At 63.8% G+C, this 17,475-nt stretch carries 16 protein-coding genes and 2 pseudogenes; 16 read left to right on the top strand and 2 right to left on the bottom strand.

The features are described 5' to 3' along the window. Nucleotides 1–270 precede the first annotated feature (270 nt). From C0Z18_RS00485 to C0Z18_RS00450, 7 genes and pseudogenes are all read left to right on the top strand, one after another. A pseudogene (locus C0Z18_RS00485) lies at nucleotides 271–1,143 on the top strand (LysR family transcriptional regulator). Between the two features lie 31 nt (nucleotides 1,144–1,174). After that, the gene (locus tag C0Z18_RS00480) at nucleotides 1,175–1,795 is read left to right on the top strand and encodes a TetR/AcrR family transcriptional regulator (protein ID WP_102643667.1); all 621 of its coding nucleotides are present in this window, start codon (nucleotides 1,175–1,177) and stop codon (nucleotides 1,793–1,795) included. Between the two features lie 62 nt (nucleotides 1,796–1,857). Next, on the top strand, nucleotides 1,858–2,805 hold the full coding sequence (locus C0Z18_RS00475; protein WP_102643405.1) for an alpha/beta fold hydrolase: 948 nt from the start codon (nucleotides 1,858–1,860) through the stop codon (nucleotides 2,803–2,805). A gap of 864 nt (nucleotides 2,806–3,669) precedes the next feature. Continuing rightward, complete coding sequence (locus C0Z18_RS00465) at nucleotides 3,670–4,662, top strand: helix-turn-helix domain-containing protein (protein ID WP_102643403.1); 993 nt, start codon at nucleotides 3,670–3,672, stop codon at nucleotides 4,660–4,662. 111 nt (nucleotides 4,663–4,773) lie between these two features. After that, complete coding sequence (locus tag C0Z18_RS00460) at nucleotides 4,774–6,138, top strand: sigma 54-interacting transcriptional regulator (RefSeq protein ID WP_102643402.1); 1,365 nt, start codon at nucleotides 4,774–4,776, stop codon at nucleotides 6,136–6,138. A 475-nt stretch (nucleotides 6,139–6,613) separates the two neighbouring features. Next, complete coding sequence (locus C0Z18_RS00455; protein WP_102643666.1) at nucleotides 6,614–6,865, top strand: FitA-like ribbon-helix-helix domain-containing protein; 252 nt, start codon at nucleotides 6,614–6,616, stop codon at nucleotides 6,863–6,865. Continuing rightward, nucleotides 6,862–7,281, top strand: coding sequence for a type II toxin-antitoxin system VapC family toxin (locus C0Z18_RS00450; RefSeq protein WP_102643401.1), 420 nt, complete (start codon nucleotides 6,862–6,864; stop codon nucleotides 7,279–7,281). The genes C0Z18_RS00455 and C0Z18_RS00450 overlap by 4 nt, the downstream gene beginning before the upstream one ends. Here C0Z18_RS00450 and C0Z18_RS00445 read toward each other — a convergent pair. Then, the gene (locus C0Z18_RS00445; RefSeq protein WP_199189358.1) at nucleotides 7,259–8,302 is read right to left on the bottom strand and encodes a LysR family transcriptional regulator; all 1,044 of its coding nucleotides are present in this window, start codon (nucleotides 8,300–8,302) and stop codon (nucleotides 7,259–7,261) included. The genes C0Z18_RS00450 and C0Z18_RS00445 overlap by 23 nt on opposite strands. Here C0Z18_RS00445 and C0Z18_RS00440 point away from each other — a divergent pair. After that, entirely contained in the window at nucleotides 8,301–9,305 is a 1,005-nt protein-coding gene (locus C0Z18_RS00440) for a zinc-dependent alcohol dehydrogenase family protein (RefSeq protein WP_102643400.1), read from the top strand. The two genes, C0Z18_RS00445 and C0Z18_RS00440, sit on opposite strands and share 2 nt — an antisense overlap. A gap of 57 nt (nucleotides 9,306–9,362) precedes the next feature. Here the strand turns inward: C0Z18_RS00440 and C0Z18_RS00435 are convergent, their stop codons facing one another. Further along, nucleotides 9,363–10,238, bottom strand: coding sequence for a LysR family transcriptional regulator (locus C0Z18_RS00435; RefSeq protein WP_146013900.1), 876 nt, complete (start codon nucleotides 10,236–10,238; stop codon nucleotides 9,363–9,365). 124 nt (nucleotides 10,239–10,362) lie between these two features. Between C0Z18_RS00435 and C0Z18_RS00430 the strand changes: the two genes are divergently transcribed. The 8 genes and pseudogenes from C0Z18_RS00430 to C0Z18_RS00395 all read left to right on the top strand — a co-directional run. Continuing rightward, a complete protein-coding gene (locus tag C0Z18_RS00430) occupies nucleotides 10,363–11,286 on the top strand; it encodes an NAD(P)-dependent oxidoreductase (protein WP_102643398.1) in 924 nt (307 codons plus the stop codon). 189 nt (nucleotides 11,287–11,475) lie between these two features. Further along, nucleotides 11,476–11,733, top strand: a complete 258-nt coding sequence (locus tag C0Z18_RS00425) for a hypothetical protein (protein WP_102643397.1) — start codon at nucleotides 11,476–11,478, stop codon at nucleotides 11,731–11,733. Nucleotides 11,734–11,916: 183 nt separating this feature from the next. Next, nucleotides 11,917–12,342 carry a DnaJ family domain-containing protein gene (locus tag C0Z18_RS00420; protein ID WP_102643396.1) on the top strand — a complete coding sequence of 142 codons (426 nt, stop codon included), beginning with the start codon at nucleotides 11,917–11,919 and terminating at the stop codon, nucleotides 12,340–12,342. Then, nucleotides 12,339–12,944, top strand: a complete 606-nt coding sequence (gene tadA / locus C0Z18_RS00415; RefSeq protein WP_102643395.1) for a tRNA adenosine(34) deaminase TadA — start codon at nucleotides 12,339–12,341, stop codon at nucleotides 12,942–12,944. The genes C0Z18_RS00420 and tadA overlap by 4 nt, the downstream gene beginning before the upstream one ends. A gap of 47 nt (nucleotides 12,945–12,991) precedes the next feature. Continuing rightward, nucleotides 12,992–13,918, top strand: a complete 927-nt coding sequence (gene ldcA, locus C0Z18_RS00410) for a muramoyltetrapeptide carboxypeptidase (RefSeq protein WP_102643394.1) — start codon at nucleotides 12,992–12,994, stop codon at nucleotides 13,916–13,918. Between the two features lie 251 nt (nucleotides 13,919–14,169). After that, nucleotides 14,170–14,850: a GntR family transcriptional regulator gene (locus tag C0Z18_RS00405; RefSeq protein WP_233216764.1), complete on the top strand. Its 681-nt coding sequence runs from the start codon at nucleotides 14,170–14,172 to the stop codon at nucleotides 14,848–14,850. A 176-nt stretch (nucleotides 14,851–15,026) separates the two neighbouring features. Next, entirely contained in the window at nucleotides 15,027–16,511 is a 1,485-nt protein-coding gene (locus C0Z18_RS00400) for an NCS1 family nucleobase:cation symporter-1 (RefSeq protein ID WP_102643392.1), read from the top strand. Nucleotides 16,512–16,544: 33 nt separating this feature from the next. After that, nucleotides 16,545–17,282: pseudogene (locus C0Z18_RS00395) on the top strand (aspartate/glutamate racemase family protein); the annotation flags it as partial. Nucleotides 17,283–17,475 lie beyond the last annotated feature (193 nt).

Below are 17,475 nucleotides of genomic sequence, written 5' to 3'. Positions count from 1 at the left end.
ATAGGGCAAAGCCAATTGCGTCAGGGTAGTTCGACTGCTTATCCAGGCAGGCGACCGTATGCGCGCCGCGCAAGTCATCCTGTTGAACGATGTCGGCCGATTTGGTTTATTACCGGCTCTTGCAAGTGACGAACACCGGCCGGCGATCGAATTGCTTCGTTCATTGATCCTGCGATCGCAGGAACGTTATCGAGTCCGTCGAAGCTCATTTGACCATGCGAAGGTCGTTTCGTAAAATGACTTTTTCGACGCAAAAAAGTCGGATATCGAATGGATATAAAACTGTTGCAAGCCTTTGTCCATCTGTCCGACACGGGCCATTACGGCAAGGCGGCATCGAAGCTGTTCGTCACGCAGTCCACGCTGTCCAAACAAATGCACGCGCTGGAAGTCGCGGTCGGCGGTGCATTATTCGAACGGGGCCGGCACGGTGCGAAGCTGACGCCGTTGGGAAAACTGCTCTTGCAAGAAGCGCGCGCGTTATTGCGGTTGAGCGATGAGATCGACGTCAAAATGCAGCGTGCCATTACGGGCAACACCGGTAATCTCGATATCGGTTTTGGCATTTCCACGCTGATCGTCGCGCCGAAATTGATCGCCGGCTTCCGGGAGACCACCCCCGAGAGTCAGATCACACTCAACGATCTACCGTCGAAGGAGCAACACGAGCGCTTGCTCGATGGCCGGCTCGATCTGGGTTTTTGCCGGGCGCCCGAAAGAATCGAGGGGTTGTCCTTCAAACGAATCCTCGATGAACGGCTCGCGTTGGTCCTTCCTCGCGACGTCAAGATCCCATCGCGGCGCCGGATGCCGGCCTGGAATGAACTCGGTTTCGTCGCGCTTTCTCCATCGCGCGGGCCTGGGCTGGACGGGTAGATCGCTCAATGGTGCGCCTGCGCCCACTTCGAGCCGCGTATCGTCCAACGAGCCGACGATATCCTCACCGTCCATTCGATCGTGGCCGCGGGGTTGGGCGCTGCGTTCTTGCCGTGGCACGGGGTTCAAGCATTGGGCGACCGCACCCACCAACAAGCCTTGACCGGCCCTGCGTCGAAGTGGCCTGTCGGTGTCTGCTGGCGCAGCGCCGATACGAATCCTTTGTTATTGCGGTTTATCGACTATGTGTGCAGCGCATGCGGTTGATTTGGAAGCGTTTGCTTCCTATAATGGCGCGATGAAAGCACCCACTGGTTCCTCTACCGCATCGCGCGGCCCCGGCCGTCCTCGCGAGTTCGATCTCGAGCAGGCGCTCGACAAGGCGATCGGTGTGTTCAGCGAGTCGGGCTATCACGCTACCTCGTTGGGCAAACTCACGAGCGCAATGGAAATTGCCGAGGGCAGTCTGTACAAAGCTTTTCAAGACAAGCGCGGGGTCTTTCTCGCCGCGTTCGAGCGGTATCAGCGCTTGCGCGGCGAACGCCTGGCGCGCAAGCTGGCCTCCGTGAAAACCGGCCGCGACAAAATCAAGGCGGTCCTCGCGGCGTATGCGGAAGATAGCGCGGGCAAGCAGGGGCGCCGCGGCTGCCTCGTGGTCGGTAGTGCCGTCGATCTAGCCAGTACCGATCCGGAAATGGCCGAGCGCGTGCGCAACCAGTTCGCGACGCTCGAGCAGCGGCTGGTCGAGCTTATCGAAGAAGGACAGGGCGACGGGTCGGTGTCCGCGCGCGTCGATGCGGGCACGACGGGGCGCTTGCTGCTTTGCATGGTGCAGGGTATGCGCGTACTCGGCAAAACGGGCCGTTCGGGGCCTGAAATGATGGGCGTTGCCGAGCGAGCGCTCGCGCTGCTCGACTGAAATTTTTTTGATCAATTTGGAAGCGATCGCTCCCAAATTTGAGAGTCCCACCTGGAGTCCACATGACACACGATTCGATTCCCACATCCGACGCCGACACATGCGCCCGCTTTCATTCCGAAACGTTCTGGACGCAGTTCAGGCACGGCACGGCAAGCGTCGACGGCGTGCGGCTGCACTACGTGGAAGGCGGGCAGGGCGAACCGGTGTTGCTGTTGCCGGGCTGGCCGCAAAGCTGGTACGTATGGCGTTACGTGATGCCGCTTCTCGCCGCGGCCGGCCGGCGTGTCATCGCCGTCGATCCGCGCGGCATGGGCGACTCGGACCGGCCCGCCGACGGTTACGATTTGCGGACCGTCGCGGCGGAACTGCATGGATTGATCGGCGCGCTCGGTCTCGCGGGCACGGGCGGCATCGACGTAGTCGGTCACGATATCGGTACTTGGATCGCGTATGCGCTCGCGGCCGACTGGCCGACGGACGCGAGGCGGCTTGCCGTATTCGATGCCGCGCTACCTGGCGTGAGCGTGCCACCGCCCGGCGGAATTCCTTCGGAGCAGGCTAACGTCAAAAGTTGGCACTTCGGTTTCAACCGTCTCGACGATCTACCCGAATTGCTGTTGCAAGGGCGCGAACGCGCATTCCTCACCTGGCTGTTCCGCGCCAAGGCGGTGAGGCCTTGGACGATCGACTCCGCCGATCTCGACGAATACGTTCGCGTGAACGAGGCGCCCGGCGCGACCCGCGCGGCGTTGTCTTATTACCGGTATGGTTTCAGCGCGGCAGGGCTGGAACAGAACCGGGCACGCGGCGCGCGCAAGTTGACGATGCCGGTGCTCGCGTACGGCGCCGACGGCGGTGTCGGCGGCGCACTTTTGGCCACCATGCGGCTTGTTGCCGACGAGGTCGAAGGCGGCATATTCGACAATTGCGGGCACTACATGCCGGAAGAGGCGCCACAGGCAGTAGTGGCCCAGCTTACGCGTTTCTTCGCAGTTCCGCCCCTTTGATGTTCACGTTTTGACCGCCATTGCGGATGGCGTTCGCCTTTTCGGCGATGACGACGGAATAACCATATCGATAAACAAAATCCAAGGGCGGGTCCCGCGATGCCCGCCCGAAATCAGGATTCTTTTGTTCGCTCTCGTGAGAATTATCCCGACCTGCCGAACATTGCTCTGGTGGGCGTATCGACCGGTGCCGGGCGGCTAAAAAAAACATTTATCGCCGGCCGGCTCCTGACGTTGGAACCTGTTCGCGTTAGTCGATCGGGTTGTCGTTCAAATTGTGGCGGCGTTCTAATTCCACCCGGCGGCGGCCGCAAGCCTAGGACTTATTCGCCAATTTCCGGTGTCCATGTTGCGCCGCACCCGGCAAAACGGGATATTTGCCGCGTACTTCCACTCGAGTCGCGGCGGCGCTACGTCGGGCCACGGCGCGCGAGCACGAAAACGATTCGACTCTTCCTTCGACATGATGCCCCGGATATACCTCGATCCGATTTCCGATTCGACTGGCGATCGCCAAGCCGTTGTCGCGCGTTACCGAACGCGCGTGGACGAACTGCAGAGCCTATCGATCAGCGAGGAGGGACGCGCGCCCGCCGCGATGTGAAGGTGCCCGTCACACGATGACGCGAAGGCGCGGGAGCGCTCCGGTTGCGGGCGCAAGGCTGCACGTAACGAAATTCCATGGGAGGCGATGCGTAGCTCGCACGCGTCGCCTTGGCCGGTGTTTGTCGAAGCGGGCGCCTGCGCGCCCCGAAAATCGCGACAACGAGGCCTACGCTTCGGACAAATTTTCCAGAGAGGAAATGGTGGACGCTAGACTGATGCCGCTCAGCAACGCAAATTCACGATTTGACCGGAGGAGTCATGTTTCTGGGCAACACTGATCCGCTGCCGGTGACTCCAAGGGGGCAGCACTTATCGCAAGACAAGGCGAATGAATTTCGCGACGCAGTCGCGGACAGTGGGAGCGGGTGCCGGATCGGCGTCGTGATCAGCGACGATTGCTCGCCGAGCGACGTCGCGAAGGCTCTCGCAAAGACGTGCGAGCACTTCGGCGAAGAGCAAAGCGCCGCGCACAAGAGCGGCGAGCTCAGTATTACCATGATCGCGGGCCGCAGCGGCTTCGTGCTGCGGGAGAATGCGCGTCTGCCGGTATGGTGCGAGGCGATTCGCGATGTCGACCCGCAGGACTTCAACTACTTCGTCGTTCCGAAAGGGGGTAGCGGCACACCCGAACCTCGGCCCGAAATCGTCGCGTGGCTGGCCCGCGCCGGCGCCGGCGCGAAGATCATCGGGCTAGCGATCGATGCGTGTCCCGTAGGGACGATGCCCGCCCATCCTCCGGCTGATGCGCAGACGCTGCCTTCCCATGGCAAGCCGGATGCCAGTTCCGACGCCGCCCCGGAGCGGACCGGCTGGGACAGCGCGCAAGCCGCGAGACCCAGCGACACGACGGCCGAGACGTCGGCGGCGGGCGTGTTGATCGATCAGCCGTCGGCTAGCGAACGGATCAGGTCCACGGTCGAGTGGCTCAACGAGCACTACGGTAGCCGCATTTCGATATCGGCGATGGCCGAACACGCCCTGATGAGCGAGCGGAATTTTTTGCGACGGTTCCGTGCGGAGATGGGCCATACGCCGCACGAGTATTTGTCGAAGGTGCGGCTCGAAAACGCTCGGAAGCTGCTCGTCACGACGGCGCTTCCCGTCGATAAGATCGCGCGCCATTGCGGTCTATTCAATGGGGACCATCTTCGCAAGCACTTCGTCAAGCAATTCGGGGTGAGCCCGGTCGAATACCGGTCGGCGCGTTTTAACGCCTTGCACGCGTTGGCGAATCGCGAATCGAACCGGTAGGCATTCGCGAATCATCCACCTTTAGCGGACGAATCGGATCCGCGCTTCGGTGCAACGACCGGGCGCGGGGTTCGCTTGCCTCGGGCGAGTCCGTACAACTGGCGAAACACGATGAAAGGCGTCGAAAAAAACGGTTCGCTGGATCTTTACGTTCTAGATGGCGGCACCGGTCTAGTCAGCCGAGTGCGGCGTTGCTTCGATCGAATCGATGTGAACGTCATTCCTATCGACGATTTGACGATCGCGCCGGCGCAAGCCGCCTCGCGCGCGTGCGTGGCCATCATCAGCACGGATGCCGTGGGGTGCTCGGCTCCCACACTCGAAGAATGCCAGCGGGCGAGCGTGATGCCCGTGATTTGGGTCGGAGACTTGGAGCCGTTGGGCGAGCGCGCGACACATGCCGGTCTCGACGTATTGCCGCTCGCGTTTACCGGCGCTGCGTTGCGCGCTCTGGTCGCGAAACGGGCTACCCGCGTCAGTGCTAACCCCGCCGATCGATCCGGCGCCACGGCATTCATCGCTCACTCCGAATGCATGCGAGCCTTACTGCACGAAGTCGATATGTTTGCCGATTGCGATACGAACGTGTTGATTCGCGGCGAAACCGGCGTCGGCAAGGAACGCGTCGCGAAACTGCTGCATACGAAGCACGCGAGGCGCAGCCACGGCGCCTTCGTCGCGGTGAATTGCGGTGCAATACCGGACGGCTTATTCGAATCGCATTTTTTCGGCCATGCAAAGGGGGCCTTTACGGGGGCCGTCGGTGCGCACGAGGGGTACTTCGAGCGCGCCGATCACGGCACGCTGTTTCTCGACGAAATTGGCGATCTGCCCTTGCATCAGCAAGTGAAGCTTTTGCGGGTGCTCGAGGATGGGTGCGTGACACGAGTCGGCTCGTCCGTGCCCATGAGCGTGAATCTGCGCGTGCTCGCGGCGACCAATAAGGATTTGCCGCGCCTCGTGGCGGCGGGGATGTTCCGGGCCGATCTCTACTATCGCCTGGCGGTGATCGAGATGTACGTGCCGTCGCTCCAAGAACGCGGTAGTGCCGAGAAGATCGGTATCTTCCGCTCCGTGATCAGTTCGCTCTTTGGCGATGAACTCGCGGGGACACTGCCCGATGTGCCGCCGTGGCTGACCGAGGCGATCGCGAAAATGCGCTTTCCCGGCAATGTGCGGGAGTTGCGCAATCTGGCCGAACGTATCGGTGTGACGGTGAAGCAGATGCGCGCGTGGGATCCGCAGCGGCTGCAGGCGCTGCTGGGGCATGTGCAAAGGACGCAAGCCGCGCTGTCCCTGGGCTCGCAAGACTATCAGCGATGGGACATGGCCGATCGAACGCGAGTTCTCGATGCGCTGGCGACCAACGGCTGGCGTCGCCAGGACACCGCGCAGTACCTAGGCATCAGCCGCAAAGTGCTGTGGGAAAAGATGCGCAAATACCACATTTCCGATACCGAGCGGGTTAGGGCGTAGGCCCGGCCGGCGCGCTCGCGTCCCCTTTTCCTTTAGCCCTTGCTCGTTCCCCCGGACGAGCAGTGCGCCGCATGCTTGCCGAAACCGCGACGGCTTGCTTGGCGGCGCAACGCTGCGTTAGCCGTTCGGACGGCTATCGAGCCGAATGCCGCAGGGCGAGAATCGGCTGTCGGCTCATTGCTTTCGTGTGCTTCGCGACTCAGGGCTCAGGGCCGGCACGATGAACCCAACCCGGCAAGGATCGATTGAGCGATGAAATACGAGATGAAAACCGTTGTCCAAGCGCGCCACACGGGAGCGGACGTCGGCGCGTCGACGCGACTGCGATTATGCCTGGCGCTCACGCCCAGCGCGGCTGCGCGGGCATCGTGGACCGTCCGCCGGACGCAGTGGGAAGGACGCGGCGGACCGCTTCGGTTGTCCTATTTGCAATCATTGATTAAAATGCAATCAATGATTAATGGAGGGCCCCGGCATGGCGAGTATGACGATTCGCAACATCGACGAACAACTCAAATCCCGCTTGCGCGTGCAGGCGGCGCATCACGGGCGCTCGATGGAGGACGAGGCGCGGGACATTTTGCGCGCCGCGCTCTCGACGCAAGCCGATGCCGCGCGGCAAAGCTTGATCGACTCCATTCGTTCGCGCATGTCGCCGCTTGGCGGTGTCGATCTGGCCTTGCCGGCTCGGGAGACGATTCCGGATCGAGTGGATTTCGGCGCATGATCGTTCTCGATACGAACGTCCTCTCGGAAACGTTGAGGTCGGCACCGGATCCCCGCGTAATCGAATGGTTTCGCGCTCAACGCCGGGCGGCCCTGTTCACGACGACGATTACGCGCGCGGAGATTCTTTATGGCCTCGGCCTCTTGGCCGACGGCCCTCGCAAGCAAGCGTTGTCCACGGCTGTCGAAGCCATTTTCGAAGAGGACTTTGCCGGACGGCTGCTGACGTTCGACAGCGATGCGGCGGATCTGTATGCCACGATCGCCGTCTCCCGTCGAAGCGCGGGCAAACAAATCAGCCAGTTCGATGCGATGATCGCAGCGGTCGCGCGCTCAACGGGCGCCACGCTGGCCACGCGCAACGTGAAGGATTTCGTCGATTGCGGTATTGCCGTCATCGATCCGTGGGCACACTGAGCCCCGCGCGCCAGGGCGCTACCGGGGAAAATCGAGAGGCGATCCAATCGATGAATGCTCGCGTTTTGGCCGGTAGCAACCGGTTGGACGGTACCACGGTATAAATCGCGCCTTCGTCGCGCGGCAGCCATTCGGGGAGAACGGGTACTAGCGTCCCTAGTGCAAGCTCACGGCCCACGAGCCAGTCGGTGCTCAACATGATGCCCAATCCCCGTTCCGCCGCCTGCACGAGTCCTTGAGCATCGTCCGACACCAGCGGGCCGTCCGCGCGTACCGTCACGCGTTCGCCTTGCTCGTTGCCGAAGGTCCAGTTCGGGTGTGAGGCCAAGCCCGTGAAGACCAGGCAAGGCAGTTGCTGCAAGTCCTCGGGCCGGGTGGGCGCGCCATAGCGTTCGAGGAACGCGGGCGAGGCGCACAGGAGCCGCCGTCTTGGCGCGATGCGCCGCGCGACGAGCCTGGAATCGGCGAGCTCCGCCAGCCGAACGGCCGCGTCGAATCCTTCCGCCACGAGATCGACGAATTGATTCGAATACGAGGCGTCGATCCGCACTCGCGGATACGCCGCTAAAAAATCCGGAAGGTAAGGGGCGATCCACATTCGTCCGAACGTCCCGGGCAGCGCCAACCTGAGCGTGCCGCGGGGCTCGCCGCGGCCATGCGTGGCGGCTTCTTCCCGCGCCTCGTCAAAAGCGGCCGCGATTGCCTGGGCCCGAGCGAGAAAGCCGGTACCCGCTTCGGTCAACGCGACGTGGCGCGTGGTTCGAGTGAACAGCCGCACGCCTAACCGCTGTTCGAGCGACTGCACTCGGCGCGATAGCACGGTCGGATCGCGGCCGAGTACCGCGGCCGCCTTGGCAAAGGATCCTTGCTCCGCGACAGCGGCAAACGCCGCGATCTCGGCTACTTCGTTCCCGTCTGGCCATTGCTGCATGGGGTGCATGAGTGTCGTGTGGTGCGGATAGTTTATACCGCATACGTGCACGAGTAATCTGACGTCATACCCACTCAGGAGCACGACCATGCGAGCAATCGAACTTTCCGCCCCGACGCTCGAGGCTTTGCGCAGTGTGACGTTGGCGCAACCGCATCCGGGGCCCGGCGAGGTCTTGGTGCGGATGCGCGCGGCGAGTCTGAATTTCATCGACCTCGCCGTTGCCACGGGCCGGTACAAGGTGCCGCACTTCCCGATCGTTCCCGTTGCGGACGGCGCGGGCGAAGTCGCGGAGATCGGCGCCGGGGTCGGCGAATTCGCGATCGGCGACCGTGTGATTCCCCATTCGAAGCCGCTTTGGGTTGGCGGCCCAGCGCGCGCATCGGTCAGTGCGGCCACACGGGGTGTCGTGTTGCCCGGTTCGTTGGCCGAATACGTGGTGTTGCCGGCGAGCGGGCTCGTTCCGACGCCGGCGCATTTGAGCGACACGGCGGCCGCAACGTTGCCGATCGCGGCGACGACGGCTTGGCGCGGCCTTCGGGCCGCGAACGTGCGCCCCGGTTCGGTGGTGGCGTTGATCGGCACCGGCGGGGTGAGCGTATTCGCGCTGCAGCTAGCGAAAGCGGCCGGCGCGACGGTGATCATCACATCCTCGTCCGACGAGAAGCTCGAGCGCGCGAAGGCACTCGGCGCCGATCATCTCATCAACTATCGCCGTACGCCGGCGTGGGACGAAGCCGTGCTCGAACTGACGAACGGCGAGGGGGCCGACTTGATCATCGAGACCGGCGGCACGCAAACGTTCGGTCGCTCGGTCAACGCGGCCGCGGTCGGCGCAACGGTCTTCGTCATCGGCTTCGTGACGGGCGCCACGGCGTCCGCCGATCTAATGGCGATCATGACGAAAGCGCTGAACGTGCAGGGCAACAATACGGGGCCCGTCTCCGACCTGCGGGACGTGGCGCGAGCCGTTGCCGCGAGCAAGATCGCGCCCGTCGTCGATACGACTTTCGGCATCGACGAAGTGCCTCAGGCCTATGCTTATCTCGCGCAAGGCGGTCAGCACTTCGGCAAGATCGCCATCGCGCATTAGACGACGCCATCGCGGGCTAGGTCGGTTAGCGCGCCGGCTTCGCGTCGGCGACGAACCCTAACGCGGCTGCGCGGCGTAATGCTTGCGGATCGACGCTTGCAATAAATCGCCGAGCGCATGGGCGTCCTCGCTGCAGCGGCTCGCTCGATGCACGACGATATCGACGGGCCCCAGCGCAGGTCCGCCGGCAAGGACGGACAGGCGCTCGGGCACGGCCAGCGCCGTGCGCACCGTCACGCCGAGACCCGCTTGCATCCCGCACCAGAGGCTGGCGAGACTTGGGGTCGTCATCATGAGACGCCAGCCGATGCCCGCGCGCGAAAGTGCGTCGATCGCCATGTCGCGGAATAAGCAGGGCCCGTCGAAGACGGCCAGCGGTACGGTCGGGCTCGCGCCTGCGCTCGGCAGCATCGAGGCGCAGCCGAGCCAGACAGCCGGAACGGTGGCAATTCGTTGCGCGCCGAGTGTGGGCGCGACGGAGAAGGCAACGGCGACATCGAGTTTGCCGCACGCGACGTCGGCCGCGAGTTCGAAGTTTCGTCCCGCCTTGATCTCTAGCTGCGCGTGCGGCCGCGAGGCGGCGTATCGGATCAGCAAGTCTTGCAACATCACGTCGGCGAAATCCTGGGGGATACCGAGACGGATAGCCGCGCGCGTATCGGCCGCGCCGAGCGCATTGCCGAGTTCGTCGTTCAGTGCGAGAACGCGGCGCGCATACTGCAGCAAGACGAGGCCGGCGTCGGTCAGCGCGAGTCCGCGGCCGCGCCGCTCGAACAGCCGCTGCCCGGCTTGCGCTTCGAGCTTTCGCAATTGCATGCTGACCGCCGAGGGCGAGCGATGCAGACGCGTCGCCGCATGCGCGAAACCGCCCAACTCCACGCCGACGACCATGGTGCGCAGCGCATCCATATCGAAGTTCAGGGGCTGGCTCAATTTCGATTTCCTGAAGTGGGAGTTTCGAACATTTCGATTTTCAGAACAGTAGCAGATCCCTAGTATGGGCTCCGTCGCGAACGAGACGGCAACGAGATCGAGAACGTTACAAAGGGACGATGCAATGGTTCAGTCGAATACGCCCATCGGCTTTATCGGGCTCGGTGCCATGGGGGAGCCGATGGCGCTCAACCTGCGCAAAGCGGGAGTCGATCTTCTCGTATGGAACCGCTCGGCTTTCAAGCGCGCCGTCTTGGCCGAGGCGGGCGCGCGCGTGGCCGATGATTGCGCCCATGTCTTCGAGCAATGCGAAACCGTGTTGCTGATGCTTGCCAACGCCGAAGCCATCGACCTGGTCCTCGCGCGCGGCGAGCCGCAATTTCGACACCGTGTGCGGGGGCGCACGATCGTGCATATGGGAACCACGTCGCCGGCCTACTCGCGGGGGCTCGACGAGGCCGTCCGCGCGGCGGGTGGCCGTTATGTCGAGGCGCCGGTATCGGGCTCGCGCAAACCCGCGCAGGCTGCCGAACTCGTGGCGATGCTGGCCGGCAAGCAAGAGGCGGTAGCCGCGGTACGGCCGCTATTCGAGGCGATGGCCAAACGTTCGGAGTATTGCGGCGAGGTGCCCGCGGCATTGACGATGAAGCTAGCCGTGAACCTCTTTCTGATCACGATGGTGACGGGGCTCGCCGAGGCCATGCATTTCGCGCGCGAGCACGGTTTGGATCTTGCGCAATTCGTCGCGATCGTCGATGCGGGGCCCATGGCGAGCGATGTGTCGCGCGTAAAAGCCGCGAAGCTGCTGCACGGCGATTTCGACGAGCAAGCCAGCATCGAGAACGTTTTGGACAACAATCGGCTCATTGCCGCGGCCGCGCGCGGCGCGAACATCGCTGCGCCGTTGCTCGACGTCTGTCATAGCCTGTATCGCGAAGCGCGCGAGTTGGGACTCGGCGGGCAGGACATGGTGTCCGTCGTGAAGGCGATCGAGGCGAGGACCGAACGCGCGAGCGCTCGTTCCTTTAAAAACCCTCGGAACGGTTAGGTCGCGTTGCCGAGCCCCTTGCGCGGCAAACGGTCGCATGTCCCATTCGCCGAGAGCGGTGCGGGCAGCGTTCCACGGCGCGGCGACCGGATACGCCATTGCCCGTCAGCAGTGGACGATGGCGCCCGCCCGGTATATAAGAGTCGAACGAGCTTGGCTCGCCAAAATCAGACCGACAGGAATGCCATCATGACTCCCGACCCGAACCGGCCGCAAGAAGATCCGAAAACACCCGATCTCGCCCATCTGAACGATGCGCTGAATCACGTCGATACGTTGCTCTCGTCGGGCAATATCGCCGTCAGCGCCGCCAAGGGAATTCTTTACAGCCTTATCGAGACGCTCGGCGCTTTGGTGGGCGACCCGGACCTGCCGGAGCATACCCGGGCGGGTTACGAAGGTTTGCTGGAGACGGCGCGCGAAATGCGGGCGAAAGTCGGCAAGTGACCTGTCTCCGGGAAAAGCGCACGTAGGAGCGCGGTGAGCGTCGCACGGCGCCCGCGAACTCGCCGCCCCGTAAGGCTCGGCGGGTTCGTTCGGACCCCGGCGGCCGCTTCCCGAGCGTTCGCTCCACCAAACCGGCCTCGACTCCCTGGTAAAATGCGCTCGCCGCAATGTAGTGGATCGCAGATGAAATTGCTTGATGCCTTAGTCGAACAGCGCATTGCCGCCGCCGCCGCGCGTGGCGAGTTCGACGATTTGCCGGGTGCAGGGGCGCCGCAGGAACTAGACGATGACTTGCTCGTGCCCGAGGAAGTCCGCGTCGCCAATCGGATTTTGAAAAACGCAGGTTTCGTGCCGCCGGCGGTCGAGCAGTTGCGCTCGTTGCGGCATCTGAAGGACGAACTCGACGCCGCCGGCGATCACGCGACGCGTTGCCAAGTGCAAGCGAAGCTGCTCGCGCTCGATATGGCGCTCGAATCGCTGCGTGGGGAGCCGACCGTGGTGCCGCGCGAATATTGCCGGCGTATCGCCGAGCGTCTTTCCGAGCGCGTGTCTGCCGGCGAGGACGGCGAGGACGGCGCGGCTAGCACTCAGCTAGCGGGGCTTTCGTGAGCCAACCGCTCGCGGCGCCTCTTTCGCCGAAGCAGGACACCGCCGTCCCGGCTAACGCCGAGCCGCGGCCTGAAGTAGCGGTGTCCGAGCGCGACCGGCGCTATATGACGCTCGCACTGGAGGCTGCCGAGTCGGCGCGCGCGGCGGGCGAGGTGCCTGTCGGCGCCGTGTTGGTGCGCGGCGACGAGGTCATCGCCACGGGCTTCAACCATCCTATCGGCGGGCACGACCCGTCCGCCCATGCCGAAATGGCCGCCTTGCGCGCAGCCGCTCAATCCCTGCGGAACTACCGCCTGCCCGGCTGCGAGCTGTACGTGACGCTCGAGCCATGCCTCATGTGCGCGGGGGCCATCATGCACGCGCGGATCGCGCGCGTCGTGTTCGGTGCGCATGATCCGAAGACGGGCGCGTGCGGCAGCGTCGTCGATGCCTTCGCCAATCGTCAGCTCAATCACCACACCGAAGTCGCGGGCGGCGTGCTCGCGACTGAATGCGGCGACACACTGAAGTCGTTCTTCGCTCATCGGCGCCAGACGATTCGTGCCGAACGCGAGGCGGCCGCGGCAGCCTCGGCAGCCTGCATCCCGCATCAGCCGGTCTAAGCGCGCCGCGCGGCGGCACGGACGATACATCGGCTAAAATGCCGTGCATGACCCGTTCGCGCACCATCGAAATCGTCGCTCCCTCCGGCTATCCGCCCGATGTACCCGCCTTCGAACGCGCTGTTGCGCGGCTGCGGGCGGACGGTCACCGCGTGCTTGGCGACGAGCTCGCGCAGCGGCGCCATTTGCGTTTCGGCGGCACCGACGCCGAGCGCGCGAACGATCTGAACCGGCTGGCCGATCCGGACCGTCCGCTGCCTGATATCGTCCTTGCGGTGCGAGGCGGTTACGGCGCGGTGCGGATTCTGGACTCTCTCGATTACGAAGGACTCTCGCACAGGCTGAGCGGTGCGCCCATCGCGATTTGCGGCCATAGCGATTTCACGGCAATTCAACTGGCGCTCTATGCGCGCGCGGGCCTCGTGACGTTCGGCGGCCCGATGCTGGCCGGCAATTTCGGGGCACCCGAGCTAAGCGGCTTCACGACCGAGCATTTTTGGCGAGCGCTCGAATCGCCCGAATTCACCGTGAGCGAAACGCTCGCCCAACCCGGCTCCATCGACGTCGAGGGCACGCTCTGGGGCGGCAATCTCGCCATGATCGCCGCGCTCGCGGGCACGCCCTATATGCCGCGGATCGACGGCGGCATCCTCTTTCTCGAAGACATCAACGAGCATCCGTACCGTCTAGAGCGGATGCTTTATCAACTGCATCTCGCCGGCATCCTCGCCCGTCAGCGGGCGCTCGTCCTCGGCGATTTCACGGGCGGCAAGCTCTCGCCTTACGACAACGGCTACGACTTCGCGACCATGCTCGAGCAGGTCCGCGCCTTCAGCGGGCTGCCGATCGTCCAAGGTTTGCGCTTCGGTCATGGCGCGGATCTCGTCACGCTGCCCTTTGGTGCACAGGCGCGGCTACGAGCCGGGCGCGACGGCTTCGCGCTGACCGTCAACGGACATCCCACGTTGCGCTGAAGCCCCCGTGGCGCGACGCGCGCGCTCGATCCCGCCACGTTGCGGCAATCCAAATTGTTAACAATTTATCTCGCCACGCTGTGCGGGAATTCGGTGCATGGGCTACCGCCGAATGCTCACAGATGGCGCATTCATGCACCACACGTGGATTTGTCGGGTGGTTTGCGGTATGAACGACATAGCGCTGCGATAAATAAATTGTTGACAATCTTTATGTCGAACCTACTATACCCAACATGCCGAAGCCGAAAATGTCCGAGTCCGCAACGCCCACGACGATCGCCGAACGCGTCCGCGACGCGATCCTCGAGCATCGGCTCGAGCCCGGCGCGAAGCTGACCGAGGCGCAATTGTGCGAGGTGTTCGGCGTGAAGCGCGGCAGCGTGCGCCAAGCGCTCTCGCTGTTGGCCAGCGAGCATCTGGTCGATCTGGAGCCGAATCGTGGCGCGTTCGTCGCCAGCCCGTCGCTCAAGCAGGTGCATGAGGTCTTCGAAATGCGCCGCATCATCGAGCGGGCGGTGATCGAGCGCGTCTGCCGGGATCGCGGCGGACAAGGGGCGGGGCATTTGAAGGCGATCGCAAAAATGATCGAGCGCGAGCGCAGTGCGTTCGAGCAGCGCGACTTTCGGGCCTGGATTCGGTTGTCGGGCGAATTTCATACCTCGCTCGCGGCATTGACCGGCAACGAGGTGCTTTGCGATTGCTTGTCGGGTCTCGTGGCGCGCTCGACGTTGATTTCCGCGTTGTACGAATCGCTCGGACGCAGCCCATGCTCGTTCGACGAACATGCCGAGATCGTCGAGGCGATCGGCGCGGGCGATTCGGTCCGCGCCTCGGAGTTGATGGCGCGGCATTTGGAAACGGTCGAATTGAAGATGCTCGATCGGCCCGCGCGCGGCGCGGCCGATTTGCGCGAGGTGTTCGGCGCTTAAGCCGCGCTCGCGTCGACGAGCGCGCGCTCTCCTGTATTTGCTTAGTACAACTAAGTAAGAGTCGAAGTGATGGCCGCAAGATGCGCCGGCTGCGGCCAGTCGATCCAGGCGCCCAACCGCGCGTCGGCATGAGAGGTGCCGCGCGAGCCCGCTCTTGTCTTTCACCGGAGACGCTCATGCCTGACTTGACCGTTCCAACCGATGCCGGCGCCGTCGGCCCATCGGCCGTCCCCACCGATTCTCGTCTTCCCGCCGGTTACAGCGACCGCTTGTGCAATGCCGATCTCGCTCCGCTGCGCGATCAGCACTGGGGCAGTTACAACATCTTTGCGTTCTGGATGTCGGACGTGCACAGCGTGGGCGGATACGTCTTCGCGGGTAGCCTCTTCGCGTTGGGCCTGACCAGTTGGCAAGTGCTGATTGCGTTGCTCGTCGGGATCGGCATCGTCAACGTATTCGCAAACTTGATCGCCAAATCGAGCCAACGCAACGGCGTGCCTTATCCGGTCATTTGCCGGGCGACGTTCGGCGTGCTCGGGGCCAACATCCCGGCCGTGATTCGCGGCTTGATCGCCGTCGCATGGTACGGAATCCAAACGTATCTCGCATCGAGCGCGTTCGTTATCGTGCTGCTGAAGTTTGCCCCGCAGTTGATGCCGTACGCCGATGTCCACCAGCATGGCTGGCTCGGCTTATCGACGCTCGGCTGGGCCGGATTCATGGTGCTCTGGGTGCTGCAGGCGCTCGTGTTTTGGAACGGCATGGAGACGATCAAGAAGTTCATCGACTTCGCCGGCCCCGCGGTTTATGTCGTGATGTTCATCTTGGCCGGCTACATGGTGGCGCGCGCCGGTATCTCGAACATTCGGCTGAACCTGGGCACCGTGAAGTATCACGGCTGGGAGGCGTTGCCCGTCACGATCACGGCGATCTCGCTCGTGGTGTCGTATTTCTCGGGCCCGATGCTCAACTTCGGCGATTTCTCGCGGTACTGCGAAAGCTATCGAAGCGTGAAGCTCGGCAACTTTTGGGGCCTGCCCGTCAACTTCCTCGCGTTTTCGCTCGTCACCGTGGTGACCACGTCGGCCACGCTGCCCGTGTTCGGCGAGCTGATCACCGATCCGGTCGCGACGGTTGCGCGTATCGATCATCCATTCGCGGTCGTACTCGGCGCGTTGACGTTCATGATCGCCACGATCGGCATCAACATCGTCGCGAACTTCGTATCGCCGGCGTTCGACTTTTCGAACGTCGCGCCCAAGCACATCAGTTGGCGTGCCGGCGGCATGGTGGCCGCGGTCGCCTCGGTGTTCATCACGCCCTGGAACCTGTTCAACAACCCGGCTGTGATTCATTACACGCTCGATGTGCTGGGTTCGTTCATCGGGCCGCTGTATGGCGTCCTGATCGTCGATTACTTCTTCGTCAAACGCCAGCGCGTGGTCTTGGACGATCTCTATTCGATGTCCGAGACGGGCAAGTATTGGTATCGCGGTGGCGTGAACCGGCGCGCGGTCTTGGCCGTATTGGCCGCGGCCGTTATCGCGGTGGCGTGCGTCATGACGCCCGCTTTGGCCTCGCTCGCGAACTTCTCGTGGTTCATCGGCGTAGCGCTCGGCGGGACGTTCTACGCACTCGCGGCGCGTTCGGCCCGTAAGTGACGTGCAACGTTTTAGGCATAGGAGGGTCTGGCGATGAAGATCAAGCTCATCAATCCGAACACGACGGCGCGCATGACCGAGACGATGGCGATCTGCGCGCGCGCCGTGGCGGGAGCGGGGACCGAGGTATATGCCGCGACGTCGAGCATGGGGCCGCCTTCGATCGAAGGCTGGTACGACGAGTCGCTCGCGCTGCCGGGCTTGCTCGCCGAGGTGGCGGCCGGCGAGCGCGAGGGCATGGACGGCTACGTCATTGCCTGCTTCGGCGACCCGGGGCTTTTCGCGGCGCGCGAACTGGCGCGCGGCCCGGTCATCGGTATCGCCGAAGCGGCGATGCACGCCGCCAGCGTGATTGCCCCGAGCTTTGCCGTGGTGACGACGCTCGCGCGCACTACGGGCATGGCGTGGCATTTGGCGGAGCGTTACGGCATGACGCGGTTTTGCCGCAACGTGCGCGCAACCGACGTGGCCGTGCTCGATCTCGATCGGCCGGGCAGCGCGGCGCGGCGGCTGATCGCGGACGAATGCCGCCGCGCGCTCGAGGACGACGGGGCCGACGCGATCGTGCTGGGCTGCGCGGGGATGGCCGACCTCGCACGCGCGATCGAGGACGAGATCGGCGTGCCCGTCGTCGAAGGCGTGACGGCGGCGCTCAAGTGGGTCGAGGCGCTGGCTGGCTTGGGCCTCGCCACGGCCAAGCGAGGCGAGTACGCGCGTCCGCTCGCGAAGCGCTATGACGGCCCGTTGGCCGATTTCAGCCCGCGCGACGCTTGATGCGCGCTGCGCTGCGGTGCCTGCCGCGGCGGTGCCGGGCGGGAGGGGCGGCCGACATACGTTGGCGGTGACCCCCGTTATCGGCCTGCCTGTATGGGCGCGCCACGGCGTTTTCTATACACTGATTCCACCGAATTGACCCATTGCGGCGACGCGCGCGCAGCCGGCGCGGCGCCGCGTGGACGTCCAT

This window comes from Trinickia dabaoshanensis (assembly GCF_002879885.1).
GTDB lineage: Bacteria > Pseudomonadota > Gammaproteobacteria > Burkholderiales > Burkholderiaceae > Trinickia > Trinickia dabaoshanensis.
The sequence above is the reverse complement of the archived record's forward strand: the minus strand, read 5'-3'. Positions and strand labels throughout refer to the sequence as shown.